General features: G+C 59.3%; 13 protein-coding genes. 2 read left to right on the top strand and 11 right to left on the bottom strand.

Annotation, left to right across the window (positions count from 1 at the left end):
- Window positions 1-62: 62 nt before the first annotated feature.
- On the bottom strand, window positions 63-5,618 hold the full coding sequence (locus HF945_RS05650; protein ID WP_290524771.1) for an MG2 domain-containing protein: 5,556 nt from the start codon (window positions 5,616-5,618) through the stop codon (window positions 63-65).
- Between the two features lie 115 nt (window positions 5,619-5,733).
- Between HF945_RS05650 and HF945_RS05645 the strand changes: the two genes are divergently transcribed.
- Window positions 5,734-6,771 carry a DUF3080 family protein gene (locus HF945_RS05645; RefSeq protein WP_290524770.1) on the top strand — a complete coding sequence of 346 codons (1,038 nt, stop codon included), beginning with the start codon at window positions 5,734-5,736 and terminating at the stop codon, window positions 6,769-6,771.
- Between the two features lie 535 nt (window positions 6,772-7,306).
- Here the strand turns inward: HF945_RS05645 and pelG are convergent.
- The 10 genes from pelG to HF945_RS05595 form a co-directional block, all read right to left on the bottom strand.
- Complete coding sequence (gene pelG / locus HF945_RS05640; protein ID WP_290524769.1) at window positions 7,307-8,677, bottom strand: exopolysaccharide Pel transporter PelG; 1,371 nt, start codon at window positions 8,675-8,677, stop codon at window positions 7,307-7,309.
- Window positions 8,677-10,224, bottom strand: coding sequence for a GT4 family glycosyltransferase PelF (gene pelF, locus HF945_RS05635; protein WP_290524768.1), 1,548 nt, complete (start codon window positions 10,222-10,224; stop codon window positions 8,677-8,679). Before pelF ends, pelG begins: the two co-directional genes overlap by 1 nt.
- A complete protein-coding gene (locus tag HF945_RS05630) occupies window positions 10,196-11,212 on the bottom strand; it encodes a hypothetical protein (RefSeq protein ID WP_290524767.1) in 1,017 nt (338 codons plus the stop codon). The genes pelF and HF945_RS05630 overlap by 29 nt, the downstream gene beginning before the upstream one ends.
- Window positions 11,205-12,539: a PelD GGDEF domain-containing protein gene (locus HF945_RS05625; RefSeq protein ID WP_290524766.1), complete on the bottom strand. Its 1,335-nt coding sequence runs from the start codon at window positions 12,537-12,539 to the stop codon at window positions 11,205-11,207. Before HF945_RS05625 ends, HF945_RS05630 begins: the two co-directional genes overlap by 8 nt.
- Window positions 12,539-13,051, bottom strand: coding sequence for a hypothetical protein (locus tag HF945_RS05620; RefSeq protein ID WP_290524765.1), 513 nt, complete (start codon window positions 13,049-13,051; stop codon window positions 12,539-12,541). Before HF945_RS05620 ends, HF945_RS05625 begins: the two co-directional genes overlap by 1 nt.
- A gap of 10 nt (window positions 13,052-13,061) precedes the next feature.
- Window positions 13,062-15,824, bottom strand: coding sequence for a tetratricopeptide repeat protein (locus tag HF945_RS05615; RefSeq protein WP_290524764.1), 2,763 nt, complete (start codon window positions 15,822-15,824; stop codon window positions 13,062-13,064).
- Window positions 15,821-16,696 (bottom strand): hypothetical protein, encoded by an 876-nt coding sequence (locus HF945_RS05610; RefSeq protein WP_290524763.1) that lies wholly within the window; start codon window positions 16,694-16,696, stop codon window positions 15,821-15,823. Before HF945_RS05610 ends, HF945_RS05615 begins: the two co-directional genes overlap by 4 nt.
- The gene (locus HF945_RS05605) at window positions 16,659-19,430 is read right to left on the bottom strand and encodes an endo alpha-1,4 polygalactosaminidase (RefSeq protein ID WP_290524762.1); all 2,772 of its coding nucleotides are present in this window, start codon (window positions 19,428-19,430) and stop codon (window positions 16,659-16,661) included. The genes HF945_RS05610 and HF945_RS05605 overlap by 38 nt, the downstream gene beginning before the upstream one ends.
- Window positions 19,431-19,556: 126 nt before the next feature.
- On the bottom strand, window positions 19,557-20,117 hold the full coding sequence (locus HF945_RS05600) for an HNH endonuclease (RefSeq protein ID WP_290524761.1): 561 nt from the start codon (window positions 20,115-20,117) through the stop codon (window positions 19,557-19,559).
- A gap of 268 nt (window positions 20,118-20,385) precedes the next feature.
- A complete protein-coding gene (locus tag HF945_RS05595; protein WP_290524760.1) occupies window positions 20,386-21,021 on the bottom strand; it encodes a DUF3047 domain-containing protein in 636 nt (211 codons plus the stop codon).
- 106 nt (window positions 21,022-21,127) lie between these two features.
- Here HF945_RS05595 and HF945_RS05590 point away from each other — a divergent pair, with 106 nt between their 5' ends.
- Window positions 21,128-22,723 (top strand): choline dehydrogenase, encoded by a 1,596-nt coding sequence (locus tag HF945_RS05590; protein WP_290524759.1) that lies wholly within the window; start codon window positions 21,128-21,130, stop codon window positions 22,721-22,723.
- Window positions 22,724-23,266: the final 543 nt, after the last annotated feature.

The raw sequence follows: 23,266 nt of genomic DNA, 5'->3' as shown, positions 1-23,266 counted from the left end.
ATTACAGCCTGACACCGGACGGGCTGTCGTCCGGCATCGGGCGTCTGGCATCCAGCATGCCGCTATCTCTTCACCTCAACCCACTGGCCTTTGCTGCGTGCCTGATAGCGGCCATCGTACATGGCTTCCACCGTCCAGGCGGGCAGATAATAACGGCCCGCAAAGGAGGCGTTAAGCGCCACGTCCAGGGTCAGGCGATGCTTGATACCCGGCTTGAGATCGAAGTAATGCATGACCCGGTCATCGCGCAGATCCTGCCAGGTGACCCGTTCACTGTTCTGCGCACTGCCATCCAGGCGGCTGCTGGTGAGCTGCCAGCCGGAAGGCAGAATCTGTGTCAGCGCCACATCTTCCAGAGTACGACGGGTGAGATTGTGGACGCTGACCCGGGCCACGAAATCCTGCCCCTGTTTCAGATTGGCAGGGTCCACCGGCTTACCGTCAGCCAGGAATTCCACACTCAAGGACAAGCCTTCGCTAATGGCCTGCTCATTGCCCGGTGCCGGAGTCCCCGTCTGGCTGAGGGTGACAAACAACTTTCGCTCGCTGTCATTGCGCACCGTCAGACCCTGCCTGGCAGAGGCCAGGGGCTGGCGAGTGACCGGCGATGTGGCGGCGACCTCCTGCCAGCTGCCCTTGCCCTCTTTCACCGCATAGGCGTAGGCGTTGTCGCCCTGCTGGCTGCCGGCATACCGGGCCATGGCCATCAATGACCAGGCGGTGGTCTGGGTGCTGTACCAGCCATCACTGGCCAACTGATCGGCAATGTCACGGGCCAGTGACCAGGCCTGCTGATCCCGTCCCTGAGCCTGGGTCACGGTCAGGCGGATGGCCTGATCGCGCAGCGAAGAGCCATAGGTATAGCTGGCACCGTCCTGCTTCACCTCGTCACGGGCCAGGGCGGTCAGTTCAGCGGCCACCTCGGAGAGTCCCATCTGCTGGTAGGCTGCCGCCAGCAGCCAGCGACCACTGTGGTAGCTGCTGCTGTTGCGGTAATCCTGCTCTGCCATCTGCAGGCGTTCTCGCAGACGGTTCATGGCACCAACCTGGGGCTTGCCTGCCAACGCCAGGGTGTACTGGCGGTAGGCTTCCGCACTCCACTGCCAGGGACGCTCCCCCAAACTCTGGCTGCGCCGGCTCTGCCAGTTTTGCCAGTTATCCAGTACCGCGGACGGCACCGCATAGCCCAACCGGCGAGCCTCCAGCAGAAAATGGCCGGCGTAGCTGGTGCCCCAGTCACTGGCTTGCGCCAGTCCCGGCCAGTAACTGAAGGCGCCACTGCTTAACTGGAATCGCTGCAGCCGGGCAATGGCCGCATCGATATGGGTCTGGATGTCCTGTTGCTGTTGATCACTGAGGTTCATCAGCTGCGGCAGGTACAACTGCGGCAAGGCCGCCGACGTGGTCTGCTCGATGCAGCCATGCGGGTAGCGCAGCAGATACTGCAACCGGCGCTCCAGCCCCATGGCCGGCAGAGTACTCACCGCCAGCGAGGCAGTGTTGGTGCCCGGCAAACCATGGGGCGCCATTTCCAGTGCCCACAGCTCGCCCTTCTCCAGTTTCTTGAAGCTGTCCCGGGTGGTGGGCGGGTTAGCGGCTCTCACCGGCAGGTGTACAGTCTCACTGGCACGGTGCTCGCCGGCGGTGGCCGTAACGGTAATCTCCCCCACCCCGGTCTGCTGTCTGGCAGTCAGCCGCAGGATGGCAATCTGGTCGGACGGGCCGGTGAATGTCAGGTTGGCCTTGTCACTGTCCACGTTGAACAGCGTCTCATCCACCTCTACGGACAGTGACACCTGGTCGATGCTGTCGTCGGTCACAAACACGGTCACCGGCAAGGCAACGCTCTCACCGGGCCCCAGTACCCGCGGCAGTGTGCTCAGCAGAGTCAGCGGCTGGGTGACGGTAATGTCGGCATCGGCCTTGCCGTAGGCGCCATTGTCCCCGGCCACCAGCATCACCCGCACCTGCCCCATGTAGGGTGGCAGGGTAATCTCGTGGCTGGCCGCCCCGCCTTCTTCCAGGCTGAATGGCCCCAGGAATTCCACCACCGGGGGAAAACGACGGCGTTGCTTGTCGCGGCCGTCATCGCCACTGTCTGAACCGCCCAGTGCCAGCAGCTGGTCCAGCTCGGCGCCATAGGCGCCGGCGACCAGGTCAAACAGATCCCAGGTCAGCACGCCCAGCGCTTCCCGTTGATAAAACGCCTGATGGGGGTCAGGGGTGCGGAAATTCGTCAGCCCCAGCAGCCCCTCATCCACCAGCGCAAGGGTGTACGTCATGGGTTTGCCCTGCTGCTCACGGACCGAGACGGTAAATGTCTCCTCCGGTTTCACTGTGGCCGGGGCATCGATTTCCGGTTGCAGACGGGTGGCCGGATCATCCACCAGCAAGGGCAGCACGCCATAGAGACGGATCGGCCGGTCGTTATCCCGCTGGTGGGGCTGCAGCAGTGCCACATGCAGGTAAACGTTGGGGGCCATGTCTGCCGTCACCGGAATCGTCAGTGTCTGCTTTTCTCCGGTGGCGGGTTTCCAGTACTGCTGAAGCACTTCCGAACCGCTTTCCAGGCTCACCAGCAGCCGGCCTTCGGCCATGGCCGGCAGCTCGATACGAGCCGTTTCCCCCACCGCATAACGCGCCTTGTCCGCGGCCAGACTCAACCGGGTGGCGGCATCCTGGCTGCCTGCCGCCTGATCCGGGCTCCAGCCCAGATAGACGGTCTGGGAGGCACAGTGTTCGCTTTGCTGGTCACACACCCGGATCAGGTGGCGACCCCAGTCATAATCCTCACCCTCAAGCACCCACTGGCCACGGCCCTGGGCATCAGTGGTGATTCCCACCTCACGGATTACCCGGGTATGAGGATCGCTGATGAAGTGCGTGAGATCATCACCGGAACGGTCCCACCACCAGCGCCAGTTGATTTCATAGACGGTGAGCATCAATGGCCTTCCGGCCAGGGGCTTGCCATCGCTATCCACACTGATCAGATCAATGGCGTGTTGTGCGTTGCGGGCCAGCGCGCCGCCCCAACCACTGCCCTCAGGAATGCGCATGCCTGCCCACTGCTCATAGGGATACACCGGCACACTGCGAATCTGGGTGCTGTAATCGCCGCTGTTTTCAAACACCCGGGTAGTGAGAGTGGCGCGCATCATGCCCGGGGGTTGCTCAGCGGGCACCGTGAGCGGGAAGCGGGCCTTGCCCTCCGTGTTGACGCTGGCATCAAAGGCAGTAAAGGGCTCGCTGCCGAGTGCACGGGTAGCATCATCAAACTGGAAGGCATCAAGGCCGTCGAAACGGGTGGTCATCGCCCGGCTACGCACCTTCACATCGGCCTTGAGGTTGGAGGCGGTGGCCCCGTTGAGCCACTGGGTGAACAGGGTTACCGGCTCGGCCCGGTTGGCGGAGACCTGCTCCGGCAGGGTCAGATCAATCTTGAGCCGATTGGGCTTGATGGCTTCCACCCGTATCGGGGTATCAAAGTAACGCTGGCCCAGACGCGCCACCGCACGCCAGTTACCGGTGGGGGCTTCCTCCGTCGTCGCCAGGGTAAAGGCATAGAAACCGTTGACGGGTGCCTCCAGCGTGTAGCTGTTGATCTTGTTGCCACGGGGGTCGAACCAGTCCAGCGTCAGGGGATGATCATCGGGAATCTGGTCATTGCGGTCTTCCAGGATGAAGGTGAGATGGATAGTGTCACCGGGGCGCCAGACATCCCGTTCGCCATAAAAGAATCCCTTGAGGCCGTCACGCACCCGCACCCCGCCGGTGTTGAACTGGTTGGTCGGCAGCGCACGGTTACGGGCCAGTTTGAGAAAGCCGGTATCGCCGTCCTGGTCCGCCTTGAGGTAGAACGGAGTGCCTTCCAGGGTCAGGGTCACCATGCCTTCATCATCGGTAACGCCGCTGCCTACCTGTTGCTGCTGGTAGTTATACACTTTCACGGTCACGTCGCCTGCCGGCACATTGTCATGCAGGTGGGTGGCCACCACATGCAGCCGATTGTCTTCACCCTGCTTGGCAATCAGGCCCAGGTTCGACGCCAGGAAGGCACGGGTGCTGGTGGCCAGATCATTGTAGCGGTAGTAGCTGTCCGAACAGGGGTTGTCCTGCTCGTACCAGCTGAGGTAACCGGCATCGTCGTAGTAACTGCTGACACGGTCATCAGGCACCTCCTGTCCTGGTCCCTCATAGTTGTCCGGCAGGGAGGTCTTGCGGGTCAGGGCCCCGGCAGGACAATCATAGTGGATATCATCCCCATCGATGGTGAGGGTCAGCATGACCAGACCATTGGGATGTCGGGCCATCAGCTCGGTGAGGTCCAACTGGTAGCGCTGCCAGCCTTCCCCATTGGCCGGCAGGTCGAGGGTCTTTTGCCAAAGGTGGCGACCGGTGCGGTTATCCATAGCGGCCCCATCCAGGTCACTGCGCTGCAGATACACGCCCATGTTGTCATCGAACACCCGAAATGCCTGAACTTTGACCGAGCCTACAGCAGCGGCTTCGAACGGAACGCTGAGCGTATCGCCCCGGGGCAGGATGGTACCCTCCCCCACAAACCGCACCCCGGGACGGGACATCATCAGGGTCACCGTCTGCTCCAGCTTGCTGTCCAGACGCACACCTTTGGCAGACCTTACCCCTCCTTCAATGACCAGCCGGACCGTGTCTTCGCTGTCGTCATCGGGGTAGATTTTCAAGCGGCTACCATCCACCTCGGTGCGCGGCTTCAGGTTACGATCCAGCGTCACCAGCCCCATCAGGTTCTGGGTCCCTTGCAGTGGCTCAGAAAAATTCACTTCCACATGGGGCCTGGGGTAATTCACTGCCCGCACATTGGTCACAGCGAAGGTCGCCCGGGCCGGCACGGCATAGCGTCGCTCGCCCTGATTGTTTACGCCCAGGGTGGCGCCATCCCAGCCCAGGACCAGCTCGCCCTCATCATCACCACGGGCAATACCGCTGATGCTGAAAGCATGCTGCAAACCGGCTGCATCGTGCTGCCATTGCAGCACCGGCTGCCCCGGCCCGGAAACCGTCAAGGCCTGCTCCACCTGGGCCGGGTCGGCCACGTCCCGGGTCTGCAGACGGCCGGACAGGGTCATGCTCTCGCCATCGTCGGCGGGCAACAGTGATTCCACAGTGAGACTGAGTTGCTGGTGCATCACCTGCAACGCAAACCGGGCAGGAGGAAGCTGGTCATCCACGCTGTCGAGCCCCTGCGCAAAGAGGCTCAGCGTCAGGGAAGCCCCCGGTTCCAAAGGGCTGGCGGGACGAATTTCAAGGCGGTCTTCCGCCACCGCCACCGCTTCATGGGGAATCTCAGGCTTGAGACTGACCACGCCTGACAGGGCCTTGCCCCTTTCCTGTTCGGCGAACACCGGGTGACTGAAGCGAACGGTAATCGGGCCACGGGCGCTGATCGTACCGCCCGGTGTTGCCGCCAGATGTTGCTGCCAGCGATTATCCAGCGGCGTTAACGTTGTCGTTACCGGTGCTGTTGTCTGCTCACCGGAGGGTGTCTGTGAGCCGGCTTCGGGCTTGTCATCACAGGCAACCAGCATCAGGCTGGCACTAATCAGCAGAAGGCGAATAACCGTTGCAAACCACATTGGCATCACTGACGTTCCCTTGTTCAATATATCGGACAAACATAGCACACCGGCATAGCAATCCGGTGTGTTTCAGCGCGCCCTCCCCGAGGTCCCCGGGTCCGGGAGCGAATCGATGAAACCGCGTCTCTGGGCCGGTATCGTTACCCTGCTCTTTGCACTGGCCGGTGTGCTGCTGTGGCAGTCATTGGGCGCAGATCCCCACGCCGCCCGATGGCAGGATTACCTGGCACGCCTGTCACGTATCACCGACATCCCGATCCCCGACAGCACACCCTTGCCGTTACGGTCCTATCCTTCCGACCGTGAGCTGAAGCAATCGTTACCGGATCACCGTATCAACCTGCTGGATTACATCGAGCTGCGCCACTGCGATCTCATGGCCCTGGTCAGCCAGCGCAACAGTGCTCTGGGTAAACTCCAGGCCGCCTCGCTGCGGCTGGACTATGAGCAGCGGTTCATTCAGCTGGCCCGGCAGTGCCTGAAAAGCAACACCCTGGAGAACCCGGATCTGGTGCGTCTGCTGAACCAGGCCATTGAAGACAAGCAGGCCGCCCTGCCCCGGCTACGCTGGAACATGCTGGCAGCCGGGCCGGAACTGCGGCACTTTCTCAGCCTGTCGCCTTCCGCCGAAGCGGGCGACAGCCAGGGCGCCCTGTCCAGCCTGGCACTGCTGGTCACTATCCTGTTTGACGGACAGGAAGCGGAAACGGCTCAAACCGGGAGTCTGGACAACCATCTGGAGCCACTGTTTCGTAGCCAGGCGGGGGGCGTGCTGTTGAGGCGCCAGGCGCTGGCACTGGAAAACCTGAACCGGGCAAACCGCATGCTGGACGCCATCGAACCGACTGCGCTCTGCCCGCGCAACCGGGCCAGCAGCCGCGCCCGAAGACTTCGCAATGTGCTGGACAATATCTGGGGCCCCAGCGTGCAACACGCTCTGGCGCAGGCGCAGCGACAACGGGACAAACTGGCCGCCAGCCTGGCCAGACTGGCCGCACAGACCGTAGCCACGGACGCCTTTCGGGACTGGCAAGCCCATTATTTCGGGCCAGACGGGCTGGAGACACAGCTGCAGCAAGCACTCAAGGATCATGTGAGCCTGTGGCAATCACGGCTGCGCCCCTGCGGCCTGGCGCCAGGCCAGTTCTGAATGCACGTTCGTGCAATTATTGACCTAAGGAGCCAAACGAAAAGTCTTTATGGCGAATGTGAATGCGAACATGTGTCCACATAATGACTGTGTCGATGAGGTCCCATCCATCGACTGCGGAGTTCGCTCCGTGTAGCTCTCCCGAGCCAAACTATTATCGGCGCCCTCTGGGCGCCGTTTTTTTGGCCGCTCGTTGGCCGCTCTGCGGCTGCTTCACGCAACACGCAACATGCACCACGCAAGAACAATCGGGTGGAGCATACAGTGGGAGTCTGCCTGCAGCCGAAATGTTTGCCCATTCGCTTGCAAGCAAGCTCCCACATTAAAACCAGAGCCAGGCAACCCTCCCCGGCTTTTGTAGGAGCGGTGGTTCCACCGCAATTGGAGCTGCGAGCTGCGAGCTTCAAGCTGCGAGAGAGATCAAAAGCCACCCGGAGTGATACCCAGGGGTGGTTTTTGTGGGAGTCTGCTTGCAGACGAAAGGTTTGGCATGTTGCGTGATGCGTGCTGCGTGCTGCATCAATGCATCAAGGCATCAATGCAGCATGAACGTGATGTACTCCAGCTCACTCATCTTGCGGTTCACCAACCACAAACCCAGCAGCACACACACCGCCAGCGCCAGCAGAAAACCGAAGCCAAAGAACTGGGGCCCCAGGTAGAGACTGATACCGGTAAAGAGAATATTCAGAACCAGGAACAGCCCGGTAAGGAGTACCAGCATGCGGCGCTGGTCCAGATAACAGAACACATTGATCACGGCGAGAAACACCACCTGCAGCGCGGTGGCAATCAGCTGTACTTTCAACAGCGGCAGATACAGGTCGGAGATACCCAACGCGGCAAAGATCTGCGCACCGGTCACCATCAGCACCAGTGCTGAAATCGCCTGGATCTTGAGTATTTGGAAGATCCCCTGGCGAATCACAAACACCATCTGGTTTCGCTGGTCTTCAATATAGGACAGTGAGCCGCCGTCGCGGACCGCATCATAGAAATTGCTGTAGTGTTCCACAAAGTCGGTTTCCATGCGGACCAGGAACACTGCCATCCCGGGAATCAGCGACAGGTAGGACAGAAACACCGGAATGTCGTAGATCAGCGACGCCCGCAGCGGGCCAATCACGTCACTGCCAGTCCCGGAGTAGAACCAGAACATGGCCTTGTCCGCCCAGACCCCGGCATTGTAGAAAAAGCCCACCAGCATCAGGGAGGGATACAGGTATTTACCCGAGAACATCTCGAATGAGACGATGGACTTGGCCGGGTAGCCGCGAATGATCAGCACCAGCATGCCACCAAGCAGGGTAACCTGCCCCAGCAGAAAGCCCAGCAGCAGCCCTTCAAGATCCAGGAAACGCAGCAACAGAGCGGCCACCACAGTAATCCCGTAGCCCAGTGCATACAGCCACAAAATGGCCTTGTACTGTTTCATGCCGGAAAGAAATACGGTGGCAATCCAGATGTTACACAGCACAACAAAACAGGCCACCAGCAAGGCCCGGTAAAGAATGCTTTGCGCGGGAAACAGGAACAGGGCCACCGCCATGGCAAGCAGCCCCGAGAGCATGGTGACCAGCACTGTCACGCCACCAAAGTTGGGCAGAATCAGGTCTTCCCGGTGCTCAAAAGAGCGGTCAGCACAGAACCGGGTAAAAGCCAGTTGCACCGCACCGGTGAGCACCAGACTGAGCGCAATCAGATAGGTAACCGTGACCTGGAACTGGGTGACGCCGGCATCCGGCACCACCATGCCCAGACTGAAAATACCGATGATCAGGATGCCAATGATCGACAGCACCCAGGGCCCCGAGCTGATTACCCCGGCATAGGTATAGGCCCGGATCAGCCCCAGCAAGGTATCCTTGCGCAGCAGTTTGCGAAGCTCGAAACCGATACCCGCCATTAGCGCCCCCTCCCCTGTGGTTGCGCTGATTCGCTGCGTGCAATCAATGACTGGTACAACTCACGGTAAGCGCCAAACATCATTTCCTGGGTGTACAGTGCCTCCACGCGACGAATACCCGCTTGCTGGGCCTGGTACCAGGCCTGCTCATCCGACAGCAACCTTGCCACCGCCTGTCCCAGTGCCTCCGGGTCGGCAATACCGACCACATCGCCAGCCTTGCCAAAGGCTTCATCCTCCGGGCCGAGCCCTTCGATCAACTGGCGACAGGAACCCACATCGGTGGACACCGTGGGCACACCGGCAGCAAAGCCTTCCAGGATCACCAACGGCAGTGCCTCACTGATGGAGCTCAACACCATGACGCCCACCTTGGGCAACAATTCATCGATTTTCTGGAAACCGAGGAACTTCACATTCTTTTCCAGTCCCAGACTCGCCACCAGACCATGGCACTCCCGGGCATAGTCCTTGTCTTCATCTTCGGGGCCCGCAATCCAGCCTTCCGCATCAGGAATCTCATTGACCAGTGTGCGCATGGCACGCAGAAAGGTTTTCACATCCTTGATAGGCACCACCCGCCCCAACAGACAGGCCACCTTGGGTACTCCGGACTGCCGCGCTGCCCGCACTTTCTGCATACGGGGCAAATCGATGCCGTTGGGAATATTCATGGTGCGTTCGATGGGGGCACCATCATCAACCTGACGCTCCCGGTTCCGCTCATACAACGCCACGATCCGGTCCGAAGCCTGATAGCAGGCCTTGCCAAGTTCGGTAAAGAAGTTCACCCATTTCTCGCGGAAATATGCCATCTCCGCATTATTCTTTTCTACCAGACCCCGGTTATCACTGATCCATTCACTCTGAAACAGATCGATCTTCCTTTCCTTGGTATAGATGCCATGCTCGGACAACAAAAGGGGCTTGCCATAACGACGCTTGAGCATCGCCCCGAGCAGGCCCGCATAGCCTGTAGAAATGGTGTGGTACATCTTTGCCGGAATCAGATTCCTGGCAATGTCATCCAGCACCCAGATCGGCGCGTGCATGATGCGCACGGTCCAGAAATAATCCACAAAGGAGGGGTCACGGCTGTTCTCACGGTAGGCCCGTGAGATGTAATCCCAGCTGGCACGGCTATGCAGAAATGCCTCTTCGGAATAGGCCTGCCCATCGCCAAGATTGTTGACCATGTATTCGAACAACTCGGCCTTGCGATGGTTATCGTCACCATTCTTTACCAGTTCATGAAACTGGCGGACTTTCCGGAAGGCCTTGGGGTTTCCTTTTAGCGGCTTTTTCTCGGCGCCACGTTTGAAGTTATGAAGATAATGCACTTCCAGATGCACCACATTGTCCGGAAGCTCATACTTCATTTCACCATAGTCTTCCGGGCGACTGCCGATGAAACAGCAGGCAAAGGTATATTCCGGGAACCCGCGAATGATCTGGTTCACCCAGCTGGACACGCCACCACTGACATAGGGAAAGGTCCCTTCCAGCAGCAGACAGATATCAGCCTTGTCGGCGGTGGGAAACCCCATGATCACTCCAGTATTCAACGGATTTATTCAGATTGGTGAACTGACTGTCGTCGGAAATTTCCCCCATCAGGCGTTTGACCAGAATGAACTGACAGCGCTGCAGGGCAATTTCCGCAAGCCAGGGATTCACCAGGTTGGCGGAAAGACCAAGGCGACGGGCAAACACCAGTGATTGCTGGGCTTCGGCCAGGTTTTCCTGGGCCAGTAGAATACGGCCACGCAACAGCCACAGCCCCGCATCCTGGGGCGCTTCCATCAGAGCCATATCCGCATAAAAAGCGGCCTTCTCCAAAGTAATACGGCGAATGTCACCGCGCACCAGATCCTGATAATTTAGTTCCCAGTAGAGCTCCGACAATCGTCGGGCCAACCCATAGCGCCGTGACTCTTTCGCTCGTTCGAGCAATTGCGTAGCGCGGTCGATATCACGGGTGATCACTTTTTCCTTCTGATCCAGAATCCCGTAGGACAGCAACCGCACATCTTCAAAACTGTCACCAAGGGATTCACGCAACAGCTTGCCTGTGACCCTGGCCGGCATGTCCTTGAGCACCAGCATGCCCTGAACCCGCAAGGCATCAGGAGCGTCATCGCTGGACAGCAACAACTTGAGATCAATCTGCCGAAAGCCGCTGCCGGGTTTAGCCTGCACGGGGGTAAAGTATGGCTGGGCAACCAGCGCAAACGGCTGCTGTCGCAGGCTGTTGGGCAGCCAGACACCGAGCAGCACCCCACTTAACAGGGTCAGCAAACCAATGGCTGGAATAAAAAATGCGAACCCGAAGATCAACAGCCAAGACGCTACTTTGGGAGTGCGGAAACGGGAAGGCAGCACACCCCAGGCCACCACCGTCATCAGGGCAGAAGCCAGCCCGTGAGACGTGAGATAAAGCAGGAAGAGTCCCAGCGAGGTCTTCTCACTGAGCAACAACAATAGCGACCCCAACTCTGCCGAGATCGCATAGATCAGCAGCTTGAGGCTAGACACCCGCTGCCTCCAGCAATTCAGCCAGCTGGGTTTCGGCGTCGCGGCCATCCATGTGCCGATAAAAGAATTGCACCCCCGCCTGGCGCAGACTCATGAAGGCGAATTCATCCTGCAGCCAGTTATCAGTACGCATGATAAAGCCTTCCAGGCCGGATTCACCGGTCATCGGCATCATCATCAGCAACACCCGGTCATTGATCCACCAGGCAAGATCCAGGCTACGCATGCCACGGGCCAGCGCGTCCAGAATCAGGCCTGCCTGCTCACTGTCATCTGCGATGAACAGAGTCAGGGAATTCTCAACACGCACATCCTTGCGCAGACGTGTCAGTGCGACCATCTCACTGGCCATGCGGAAAGGCAGCTCCGGCCAGCGGTCAAGCAGCAAACGGGCATCCGTTCCGCTGAGCACCACATCGGCATAGAAATTCAGCAGCACGGACAGTAGCTGCAGATTCTCATAATTGATGGACAAAAATGGCATGCGTTCGATCACCAGCACGCCGTTGATCTCACCGGAGCTGCTGAGCACCGGCGCCACAACCAGATACAGGCCATGGTACACATCATCATGCTCACTCTGCTGAACGTGCGCCAGGGTCTGGCTGTCCAAGGCGTAGGCCAGCAATGCGTTGTCCTGCTCCAGTGGTTTGCACTCCCCCAGCACCGCCGCAGGCGTATCGATTACCTGATCCCCGGAGACCGGATAAATGGCCGCCCGCTGCAAATGACAGTACTCCGCCAGCAAGCTCATCAAATCATCCGATGCCGGCAGCGTGACCGTTTCACTTTCCTCCAGGGTCAGATCACGCAAGCGAGTCAGCGCATCGCGCACCGTGTAGGGCTTGATCAGCAGATTCTCTTCCAACCGGTCATGGGAAAGACGCAACAACACATAGCGCTGGGTCAGGTTCTGCAATCGCTCCAGTGCATAACTGGCGGCACTGTCAGAACGCATCAGTCGCACACGCCAAAGATCAGCAAATTCCCCGGCGATCAGGGTGATCACAAAGCCACCCAGCATGAGCCCTTCCGGGAACCGCAGACCGATGTAATAACCGAGAAATTGCAGCACAAACCACGAACCGATCAGGCACAACATGGCGAACACGCCTAGCAAACTGCCGTAACGTAGCGCCAGCAGAATCGGGACCAGCAGAATCCAGCGGAAATTGGCGTCCAGCGCGAGCGGATCAAGCGGGCGCAGCCAGATCCCCACAGCGATCGCTGCCACCAGCAGCACCAGGGTTTCGAACACTGACCAGCCGACACCTTTTGCCGGTGCCAGCCATGCCGCCAGTTTGCCGCTGCCGATCCGCTCCAGCATCAGTCGATCACCGGTTTGAGCAGTTTATCGATGACTTTCTGCCCGGTTTCACTGAGTGAGTCGCGGGCCCATCCCGCCCGTGAACCGGTGCCGCTATAGACAATATTGCCCGACGGCAGCTCACGGATTTCCAGCATGACGCCCACTGCAGGCTCGCCATCCACGCCGGTCTTGTAGCGCCACTCATGTACCACACCGGACACCACGTAGTTACCGTTGCGGGTACTCACCCACTGTTTCATCTTGTCGCGGCTGCCCGGCGAAGACGCTTCAAACAGGACACCATCATTATCACTGTCTGGATAGGCATCCACCGCCTGCACGCCATGCCGGAACAGCACCGACTCGACGATGGCTGCCGCACGCAAACCCGCTTGCGGGGTGGCCGTGCGATTGGTCAGCGGCAGTACCAGCCAGGTGCCTTCCCCGGACAGGCTAACGTCCTGGGTGCTGCGCACATGGGTGCAACCCGTCAGGGCGACCAGCAGCAACGCTGAGATCAGTACTCTCATGGATTCTCTCCTAGTAATAAATCCTGTATTCCAGTGCAGCCCGGTAGCTGTCTTCACCGCTACCGCCCGTGTTCAGTTGTCGCTCCAGGTACAGCTTCCAGCCATCGCGACCGATCAGTGGCCCTTCAATGCCTGCGCGTCCGGTGAAACCATCGCCGGAGAGACTGTTATGGCTGTAACCAATCTCCGCCCATCCCTGCAAGCGGTGCGGACGTATATGCACGTCTGGCATGCCAATCAGCAATGACAGCTCGGATTCATGGTAATCCTCGGGAATGGCAGTAGCCGGCTGGCCAGGCGGCAACAAAGCCTTCACCTCGTCCATGCTTTCCCGTTCTTCATCAAAGTCGGCGCGGGTATGGCGCAGACGAACGCCGGGTGACAAACGTGACAACCAGGGCCGCCAGCTACTCTGCAGATTCGTGATGCGCCCTGCCCCCAGCGTCTGGTCATTGAGGTCATGGTACTGGTAATCCGCCAGATCCACGCTGTTCTGCCATGTTGCCATGGGAGACCAGTTCAGCGCATAGCGGGGGCCAGTGCGGGAGCCACCCAGCAACAGCAGGGATGATTCATCGGACGGCATTCGCCACTGGTAATCCAGCGTGCCGGACCAGTCCGCATTCCAGTTGGCGCCCAGTTCCAGCGCGGCCATGGTTTCCTGGTTATCCAGCAGATCCCGCTGGCCGACAAACAGTGAATGCCGGTAGCGTTGACGTTGGTAGTTCCAAAACAGCCCAACACGTTGCTCATCATCGTCCACCACCAGCAAGGTCTCGTCATTGCTGCTGAACTGGCGACGATCCAGCTGCAACACCAGTTCACTGTGATCACTGACAGGCTGGTATTGCTTGAACTGCCAATCCTGAATATCCAGCGCCCCCAGACGCCGTTGTTCGAACCCAAGTCCAGTGGAACGGGCCGAGGGTAGCAGCAGGCTTTCCTGGGTCAGCACACTGCCCGCCAACTCCGGGGCGCCTTCCTGCATCGCCATCAGGGTTGCTGCGGCAGCACGTTCTTCATCCAGACGCAGCTGGGTATCCAGCTGCTCGCTGAGCGTCAATTGCGAGCCATATTCTTCACGCACACGGGCCACGCTATCCTGATCATCCTGCAGGGCAGCATAGGCCAGCGCGGAGCCTGACTGAAGCTCGCCATCCGCCTGGTACTTCTGCAGATACCAGGCCTGGGCCAGTTCATTGCTGGTCTGCAGCAGGGACCACTGCGCCAACCATTCAGCCCGGGTGGCCGGCGGCAATGCCTGGACGCTGCGGGCCACCTTGTCAGCACGGGCCAGAGACGCATCTCCGTTTTCAAAGAACCGGCTCAGGGTCAGCATCATGAACTGGTATTCGGTCTTTCGCGCTTGCGGAGCCTGTGAAGGCCGATCCCGCCAGAGTTTGCGAAGCACCGGCCAGGCCTGATCCTCTCGACCAGCGGCAAAAAGCGTCTGGGCATAATTCCATTGTGTCAGCCAGTCTTCGGGATTGCGTTCCAGCAAGGCGCGCTGATAACGCAGTGCGGCCTCCGGCTCACCCAGCTGAAGGTGGGCGGCAGAAAACGCTTCCCAGTAACGGCTATCCCGGCGAGCGTCATCCTGCCAGCGCAGGATACTGCGACGCAGCACATCCTGATCGCCGACGGCCACATTCAACCATAGCCAGCTGATGCGAGAGTCACGATTATCCGGGGCCAGATAGAGCGCCCGTCGCAGCGAATGCCGTGCTTGATCATGGCGCGCCTCGCGCAGTTGCAAGTTGGACATGAAACGCAGGAACGCGGGGTTCTGCTCAAGAATCTGCCGCTGTTGCGGTGACATTCGCGCCAGAAACGCATCAATGGATTGATACTCGCCCCGGTTTTGCAAGGCGAAGAGCACGGCCATGGCCATTTCCGGATCATCCAGCTTGTGCCAGGCGCGATCCATCAACGCGGTCATCCTGTCGCGATCAAAATACCGTAACAGGTTGATGAACATGTAAAGATCATTAATGGTGTCATCGTCCTGGCGCACCAGCGTCTCATAATGCTGAATGGCGGGATCCCAGCGCCCCAGCTCTGCTGACATCACCGCCATCTGCCGGGCAACCCGGGGGTCATACTCCAGCCCACTGGCATCCTCTTGCAGCATGTCCAGGGCCTGCTCCCTCTCCCCCTGCAGCCACAACAATCGGGAGGCCTCCAGCGCCATGTTGGTTTCCGGACCATAGGCATCGGCATACTCGCGGGCGATCGCCACGGCCAGCGGGTCATCCCCACTGTTCAGGGCAAGCTGCTGCATCTCGCGCAGTACCGTGCGGCTGGGATATCGACGTTGCCAGTCACGCAGAAAGGCAATCCCCTCATCCGGTTTACCCAGTAATTCATACTGCCGCGCAATGTCGTGAATCAGGGCGGCGTCATACGGCCTCTCTCGCAGGGACTGCTTGCGTGCCTGCATGATCAAACGGTTGTTGTAAGTGGATGGCGCAAGGCGCAGCACTGCGGACCAGGCTTCAGGGGCGTCCGTGAGGGTAGCAATACGTTGCCAGGCCCTCAGTGAGCTCTGAAAATCCCCTTGCCACTGCGCGACCTGGGCAAGGCGCTCCAGCCAGCGAATATCCTGCGGGTGCCAGTAAAGCGCGTTTTCCACCACCTGGCGCGCCCGCAGCAAGTTACCTGCGCCCACGAACACCTGATAGCTGCGGTCATAATAGTTTTCCACATAGGGCGCGGGCGGCTGAGCCTGGGCCAGTCCGGTTAACAGCAAGCCGGTCACTAATGCTCGCCTCATCGCAACTGCCTCGCCCCAGGCAGATTGAGCAGCAGGATCCCGTAGCGCTGCGCACGCGACATGTCGCCTCCGGCCTGTGCCAGTAGCATCAGCCGATACAGCACGGCCTTGTCATGCAGAAACGGGGCTTCGCGGCGCGCCGCCAGTGAGAGGGCATCATCATGAAAGCTTCCCGCTTCCAGCGCAGCAATAGCAGACAGGAAGTACGCCTTGCGCTGGTCTTCGGCGTTGCTCACTGCCATGGCCCGAACCCAGGCTTGTGACGCCTGTTGGTAATCACCATTGGCAAGATAGACCCGGGCCGCGCGCTCATGCCAGAGATCGGGCTGCCGCCCCTCACGGGCAATCCGCGTGTAGGTTTCGGCAGCAATATCGGATTCATTGACGGCCATGGCCATCCCGGCCAGCTCTTCCTGTTGCTCCAGCGTAAGCGCATCCCGGTCCATGGCCTGAATGCGCCCAATGGTCTGATACTGCAACATGGTGCCGTCGCGGTTTTCCGGCACAATCGCCATCAGCCGGCTGAAGTCCTGCTTCAGCCGCAGCCAGGCGACTTCCGTGCCATGCGAGTGTCCGTCACGTTCAATGATGCTGAGTTGAGCTTCGGCTTCCGTGAAGTGGCCCAGCATGATCAGTTCTCTGGCCAGCAACAGCCGCAACTCATCATCATCCGGCTTGGCCTTGAGCCAGGCTTGCATATAGCTCAGTGTCACCGCATCCAGTCGGGCGCTTCGCAGTGAAGTGGACAGTTCCCGCGGGAAAATCATCCAGCACACCACCGCAATCAACAGCAAAAATGCCAACAGCTCATGCAGCCCCATTACCCGGAGGCGATCATTGCGAACATTGTAGCCGTAGCTCAACGAGCTCATGCTTCGCACTCCTGAAATAGTGGACACCCTCTTCGCGACGCTGCGGATTCAGACGCTGGCCCGCCTGAGTCAGAACGCAGCCAGAGGCATTGCCAATGGCAAACTCCAGCTCGGTGTAACCGCGCAGGGAAAACTGCAGCCCCGTATCCTGCTGCGCAAAGGCGGTGAGACGACCATTGGCCTGCTGAAGATACGGACGGGCACTCTCCCCTTCTTGCCAGCTGGCGGTGGCGCCGCTGAGGTGCAGGTAGCGTCCGGGCTTGTCTTCCCGGTAACCCGCCACCCCCTGGCTGGTTGCCATATCCGGCAAACCGGTACCCTCCGGCAAACGCAAGGTACGTAACTCGCCATCACCACGGACCAGCCACCGGTCACCTTCACGGGCAATGGCCATATGATTGAAATCCAGCACCTTGCGAACGTATTCAGAGGCAAACAGGGGGAACAGGGGTTGCTCCTCGGCCCACTGGTATACCTTGCGCAAGGATTCCAGCGAGGCGTTCTTGCTGGCGATGTAGGTGTGATAGTAGACATCCACCGGCTTGAAACGGTGCGGGGTCTCGGTGAGTTCGAAGGTTTCGATCACACGCTCGAAACCGTAAAAGGGCCCGGTCCATTCATGGGTGTAAATGTTCTCGTTCTGGTTGGGCGCGTACACCTGGTACTCCTCCCCTTTGGGAATACCAATGCCCTTGATCAGCGTCCAGGTGGGCGAGCTGCGGGTAATGACCGTATCACTGCCATTCATGTTAAGCAGGCCACTTTCCCTGGCCACCGCCAGCGCTTCTGGCGTGGGTATGGTGTCGCCACTCCACAACACCAGCTCGGTTTTCTTCCCGGGCGGCAGCAAATTCTCGTCAATATAACGGGCAGAACCTGCCACCTCCCTTTCCGGTGTCATGCTGTATTCGGGAATCGGCAAACGCAGCTGCCCTTCGGGGCCGAACAATGAGTCCGGATTCTGCTGGGCGTCATACCAGAAGAACGGATGAGAATAGGTATGGGTCGCCGCTTCCACATGGTCCAGCGTATACATTTCCCGGGCAATGTTCTGCAGATCCTCGGCCTGGTCTGGATACAGGCCCTGGGAGGACACTTCACCTTCAATCACGGAGATAGTGGTGGGCAAATCAAACTTTTTCAGGATTTCTTCCAGCAGGACACGGGCATCAGCCTGGCCCTGGTAGTCCTGCACCTCGGCCAGACTGGGAAAACCGTCACCATCCATGTGGGCAAAGCCCAATCGCCGCCCGTTTTCTGTGGTCACATCCGGAATTGGCATGGCCGGCAAGCGCAAGGCCGAGCGAACAAAGGTCAGCGGGTTGAACATCCAGCGTTCCATCCCCTTGCCGTCAACCGTGGGCAACGCGGACCGGATCACGTAAGGCTGCATGGCATAGCCGCCCCACTCCGTCATCGCCACCGGAGTGTATTGCTGGCCATCAGAAACCAGTTCCAGCCATGGGGTAGTGACCTGGGTGTTATGCAGAGCCTCTCCCACGGGGAGAAACGCCGGCAGCGGCGCTTCGAAGCCCATGGCGGGATGCTCGGCGACGATCCGGGGCAGCGCCTGGGGAGTGGGACGCCCCTGAAAACCGAACAGGTTGCCGTTGGGCCCCAGGGGATCAATGGCCGGAAAACCGATCATGGCAATGGGCACCCCGGCCTCCCGCTGGCGAACCAGCCATTGCTCGAAGGCCGGTGAGGTGATGCCGTCCTTTTCAAGCCACACCACGATGCCCGCATAGCGGCCACGCAATTGACCTGCCGGCATGCTTTCGCTGACCTCACGAATCTCCGGCACCAGCCCCTGAAACTGCAATGGCATGAGCCCGTATCGCACCGCATCGGCATGCTCCCAGAGCCGATCTTCACTGCCACCATGAATCAGCAGCACATCACGGGGAATGACTTCACGAATCCCCACCCCCATGCCGTCAATTTCGGGATTAGTGACCCAGGGGATTAAATCGTGTGCTGCGATTTTTTCAGCCAGTGCACGGGCACGTTCGCGATCAGAGGGAGGCGCATAATCAATCGCAATGCCCTCCACCCCATAACGTTGTCTCGCTTCATCAAACTGCCCCAGTAACCAGGCCCGATCCGTTTCCGGCACGGCCTGATAACCCTGCTTCTCCTGCACCCAGCGCTGGTAAAGCGACTCTGCTGCAATGGCGTCCACCTGGGCGTCAATGCCCGGCATCAGCTCAAATCCCCGATTAAAGATGAACCGGGCATCCGGGTAACGTTCGGCGACCTGGTTGATAAGGGCAATCAGCCCCTCTCTCTGTACCTTGCGGCCGGCCTCATCACTCACGCCAAGCTGATAGCTGTCCAGGGTGTCCAGAAAGAAACCGCGGTAGCCCGCCTCCCACAAGGGAGTGAAAACCTCATCAACAAACAGGTCTCTCAACGCGGGCTGGGACTGATCCAGCACCCAGGATCCCCAAGCCGTATTTTTGCCCAACCGCCACTCTGGCTGGATACGGGAAAAATAGGGGCGTTGCGGCAGCGCCTCACCCAGACTGACGTAGGCATAAAAGTGCTGGTCGCGATACCGTGCGGGCACGCCCTTGGCCTGGGCGGCCTCTACCACCGGGAAGTCGTAAACGGAAAGATCACGCCAGGGAATATCCGGGCCATAATAAAAGGCTGCCGCCGGCCCGGTGGGCGCTGCCCGCGCAGATATCGCAAGCACAAGACTGAATAAAAGAAAGACCAGTCGACCCGTCAAATGAGCACCCCGTCGTAAAAACACAACTACAATGGGCTTTATACATCAACAAGCAGTGAACAAAGAGGCAAAATGGCGGTTTAACTGGTAAAAATTGCGCTTAACTACTTAATTTTACAAAAAAATTTACAACAGGCGGCTTTCTTTACCGAACTGTGTTCGCAAAAATTCCATCTGATCGCCACGGATGCGGTGACTGTTTATCAGCGCCAGATACTCGGCCATATTCGGCACGTAGGGCAACGCCAACAAGTCCATATCGATGTCATCCAGCCGCCGGTTTCCTTTTCGCTGGTTACAGCGACGGCAGGCGGACACCACGTTTGACCAGATATCCCTGCCCCCCCTGGATGTGGGCACGATGTGATCCCGGGTCAGGTCGCGTTCCGTAAAAGGCTTGCCACAGTACAGACAGAGCTGCTGGTCGCGGCGGAAAAGCGCCCGGTTGGTTAACGGCGGCGCAGGACGCTGGTGACCATGAATCACGCCATCACAGGCAATGATCGAGTGCAATTCCAGGGAAGAGCGCTCCCCGGAATGGCGGCAGATCCCGCCCCGTGGCCGATAGATCACCTCCCCCAATGTCCAGGTAACCAGTCCCCGGGCATACAGCGTCGCCGCCATTTGCCAGTCCAGCCATTCAATCGGGGTCCCCCCCTTGTCCAACCGCAGGATGCGTTCACTCATGGGCAAGCTCTCCACTGCCGTTACGCTGTGATCGGGATATTACGCTTGAAGCGATGACGGTTCGGCGACAACCGGAACCTGAGAAACTGTAGAAGCGGAGACAAGAAAGCCGGCAGACAGTGTCTGGGGAGGGAGAGCCTGGTCGTTGCAAACCGAACAACACTATCGCCATGCCTTTGCTGTGGAATCTGTGGTTAACCTGCCGCGACAGGCTAACCACAGACGCTTAAATAATAACCAGCTCTCATGGTTTACCGCAACCCGGCGCTTATGGCCGGGCCTGAAAGACGGGTAGCCGGTAACAGGCGGATACCGTTGCCCCGGTGTTATCGGTATCGGTCATGATCGCCACCGCGTCGATGCGGTCCACGTCCATAGCGTGATAACGACGAAAATCTTCACGCACATCTCGAGTAAACGAATGCCACTCCCCCTGCCCTTGCGGTCCCTGCACCACCACCATGTGAGCCTGGCTGGCAAACGGATTGGGCCAGTGAGTTCCCGCCGGATACTGACGGGACCAAACATAATTGATGGCACGGCTTTGCCATGGCAGCCAGCCCTCCTTGATCACGTAGACCCGAGCCACAAAATCATCCCCGGCACGACTTTGCTCATCCTGCCCGGACCAGTCAGGGGGCGTCGGGGACTGCCACTGCCAGTGCAGATAAGGCGTGTCGTGAAGATCAATTTCCTCGCGCCGCGCCAGACCGGACGCCGAGTCCTGCGCCTGCGCCTGCCAGCAGCCCTGCTCCAGCTGGTAGCGGGTCTCGCCGTCAAACTGGACCGACTCCCAGCCATCGGGGACCTGTGAAACCGCCGCCATCGGCCAGAAGGCCAACGACAAATATAGCGCTTTAAGTAAACATTCGACCGCCGGGTCGCCCACAAGCCTCGTTTTCATCGGCTTTTTTCCTAAAATAGACATTATGTTTACGCGAATCAGGATCCGCCTGCGTCTTGCCGGTGCCCTGCCCTGTTCGCCTTTTTCACCGTTCTGAGGGCCATTCATGGAGTTCGATTACATTATTGTTGGGGCCGGTTCCGCCGGCTGTGTGCTGGCCAACCGCCTCTCCGAAAACCCGGATAACCGAGTCTGCCTGCTGGAAGCCGGCCCCGCGGACAACAGCCTTTTTATTCGCATTCCTGCAGGCATCATCCTGATGATGCGCTCCAATGCCCGCAACTGGCGTTACTACACCGTACCGCAAAAAGCCCTCAACAATCGCCAGATCTACATTCCTCGCGGCAAGACCCTGGGCGGGTCATCGGCGGTCAATGCCATGTGTTACACCCGTGGCCACAAATGGGATTACGATCACTGGGCAGAGCTGGGGAACGAAGGCTGGAGCTATGATGACGTGCTACCGGTATTCAAACGCTCGGAGCATTACGAGGATGGCGAAAACGCCTTTCACGGTACCGGCGGCAAACTGAATATTGCCAACCTGCGTTACACTCACCCGGTGAGTAACGCCTTTATCAAGGCAGGTGTGGAAGCCGGTCACCCGCAGACCGATGACTTCAACAATGATGTGCAGGAAGGGGTTGGCATGTACAAGGTCAACCAGAAGGACGGTGAACGCTGCGGCGTATCCCGTGCCTACCTGCATCCGGTCATGGATCGCCCCAATCTGACGGTACTCACCAACTGCCTGGCCAACCGTGTGCTGTTCGAAGGCAAGCGAGCAGTGGGTGTGGAAGTGGAGCACAACGGTCAGATTCGCACCCTCAAAGCCAGCCGCGAAGTGGTGCTTTCCGGTGGTGCCATCAACTCTCCCCAGCTACTGAAACTGTCCGGGGTGGGCCCGGCCGCGGAGCTGGCCGAGCACAACATCCCGCTGGTTCACGACCTGCCCGGCGTGGGTGAAAACCTGCAGGATCACCCGGATGTGCTGGTGGTCCACAAGAGTCTTAAAAAGGACACCCTCAGTCTGGATCCGGTGGCCCTGTTGATGACGGGTCTGAAAGGGGTATTCGATTTCTTCTACCGTCGCACCGGCCAGCTCACTTCCAACGTGGCTGAGGCAGGTGGCTTCATCAAGTCTCGCCCGGAGGAGCCGATCCCTGATCTTCAGCTCCACCTCACCGCCGCGCGTCTGGACAACCATGGCCTGAATCTCGGCTTCAGCATGGGGCACGGTTATTCCGGGCATGTGTGTATCCTGCGTCCCAAGAGCCGCGGCAACATTACCCTGCGCGATGCCAACCCGCGTTCGCCTGCGCTGATTGATCCTCGCTTCCTGGAACACCCGGATGATATGGAAGGCATGCTGCGCGGTCTCAAGGAAGTGCGTCGTATCATGGGTCAGGATGCCCTCACACAGTGGCGCGGCGAAGAAATCTTCCCCGGCAAGCAGGTGCAGACCGACGATGAACTGCGCGACTTCCTGCGCCGCAAGTGCGACAACATCTACCACCCGGTGGGCACCTGCAAGATGGGTAACGACGACATGGCCGTGGTGGACAACCAGCTGCGCGTGCAGGGCCTGGAAGGTCTGCGAGTCATTGATGCCTCCATCATGCCCACCCTCATCGGCGGCAACACCAATGCGCCGACGGTGATGATTGCGGAAAAAGGCGCGGACTTTATTCTCGGGCAGTAATCTTCTTTCCACAGCATAAGGTGTAGGGCGGAAATCGCCGAAAGGCGATCTCCGCCGTTGCTGTGCCCAAAAGCGTTATCCCTTCGATAAGCTCGTTGTCAGCGTCACCGCATTACCTCGCCCAGGCTCGGATCGCCTGCAGGCAGGTTATTCGCTACGCTCACCCTTCGGGCCGCACGACATGCGTTACTCCACTGCGCTACTTCCTACAGCTATCTCAAACGTTAGCGCTAGAGAAGAACGCCAATGCCATCAGCACCGCAGCTTCCCCGTTAGAGTGAGTCGAGGAACGCAGCCCTGTGACGGCGAAGAGCAAAAAACCTGTCTGAGCGGAGCGAGTCTTTTTTGCGTCCGTCACAGGGCGAGTACCGGAGTGTGCCTGCGGAGCAGGCCGAGCGGAGTCGGGGCGCGGGGGAGTCCAGAGGGGTGTCGCGTTACACCCCTTTGGGCCCGTCCGGCGAGGACAAAGCACTTTTATCGGTGCGATGACATAGCAGCTGGAGTCATGTCAGCCAGGTGGGAGCCACCACCACCGCAGATTCG

The organism is Alcanivorax sp. (assembly GCF_017794965.1).
In the GTDB taxonomy this organism is placed as follows: Bacteria; Pseudomonadota; Gammaproteobacteria; order Pseudomonadales; family Alcanivoracaceae; genus Alcanivorax.
The sequence above is the reverse complement of the archived record's forward strand: the minus strand, read 5'-3'. Positions and strand labels throughout refer to the sequence as shown.

Excerpts from the sequence above, each read along its gene's own strand:
- HF945_RS05625 (WP_290524766.1), bottom strand. The coding sequence starts at position 12,539 with ATGCTGGAGCGGATCGGCAGCGGCAAACTGGCGGCATGGCTGGCACCG.
- HF945_RS05620 (WP_290524765.1), bottom strand. The coding sequence starts at position 13,051 with ATGAGAGTACTGATCTCAGCGTTGCTGCTGGTCGCCCTGACGGGTTGC.
- HF945_RS05590 (WP_290524759.1), top strand. The coding sequence starts at position 21,128 with ATGGAGTTCGATTACATTATTGTTGGGGCCGGTTCCGCCGGCTGTGTG.
- HF945_RS05610 (WP_290524763.1), bottom strand. The coding sequence starts at position 16,696 with ATGAGCTCGTTGAGCTACGGCTACAATGTTCGCAATGATCGCCTCCGG.
- HF945_RS05645 (WP_290524770.1), top strand. The coding sequence starts at position 5,734 with ATGAAACCGCGTCTCTGGGCCGGTATCGTTACCCTGCTCTTTGCACTG.
- pelF (WP_290524768.1), bottom strand. The coding sequence starts at position 10,224 with ATGGGGTTTCCCACCGCCGACAAGGCTGATATCTGTCTGCTGCTGGAA.
- HF945_RS05615 (WP_290524764.1), bottom strand. The coding sequence starts at position 15,824 with ATGAGGCGAGCATTAGTGACCGGCTTGCTGTTAACCGGACTGGCCCAG.
- HF945_RS05600 (WP_290524761.1), bottom strand. The coding sequence starts at position 20,117 with ATGAGTGAACGCATCCTGCGGTTGGACAAGGGGGGGACCCCGATTGAA.
- HF945_RS05595 (WP_290524760.1), bottom strand. The coding sequence starts at position 21,021 with ATGAAAACGAGGCTTGTGGGCGACCCGGCGGTCGAATGTTTACTTAAA.
- HF945_RS05650 (WP_290524771.1), bottom strand. The coding sequence starts at position 5,618 with ATGTGGTTTGCAACGGTTATTCGCCTTCTGCTGATTAGTGCCAGCCTG.
- pelG (WP_290524769.1), bottom strand. The coding sequence starts at position 8,677 with ATGGCGGGTATCGGTTTCGAGCTTCGCAAACTGCTGCGCAAGGATACC.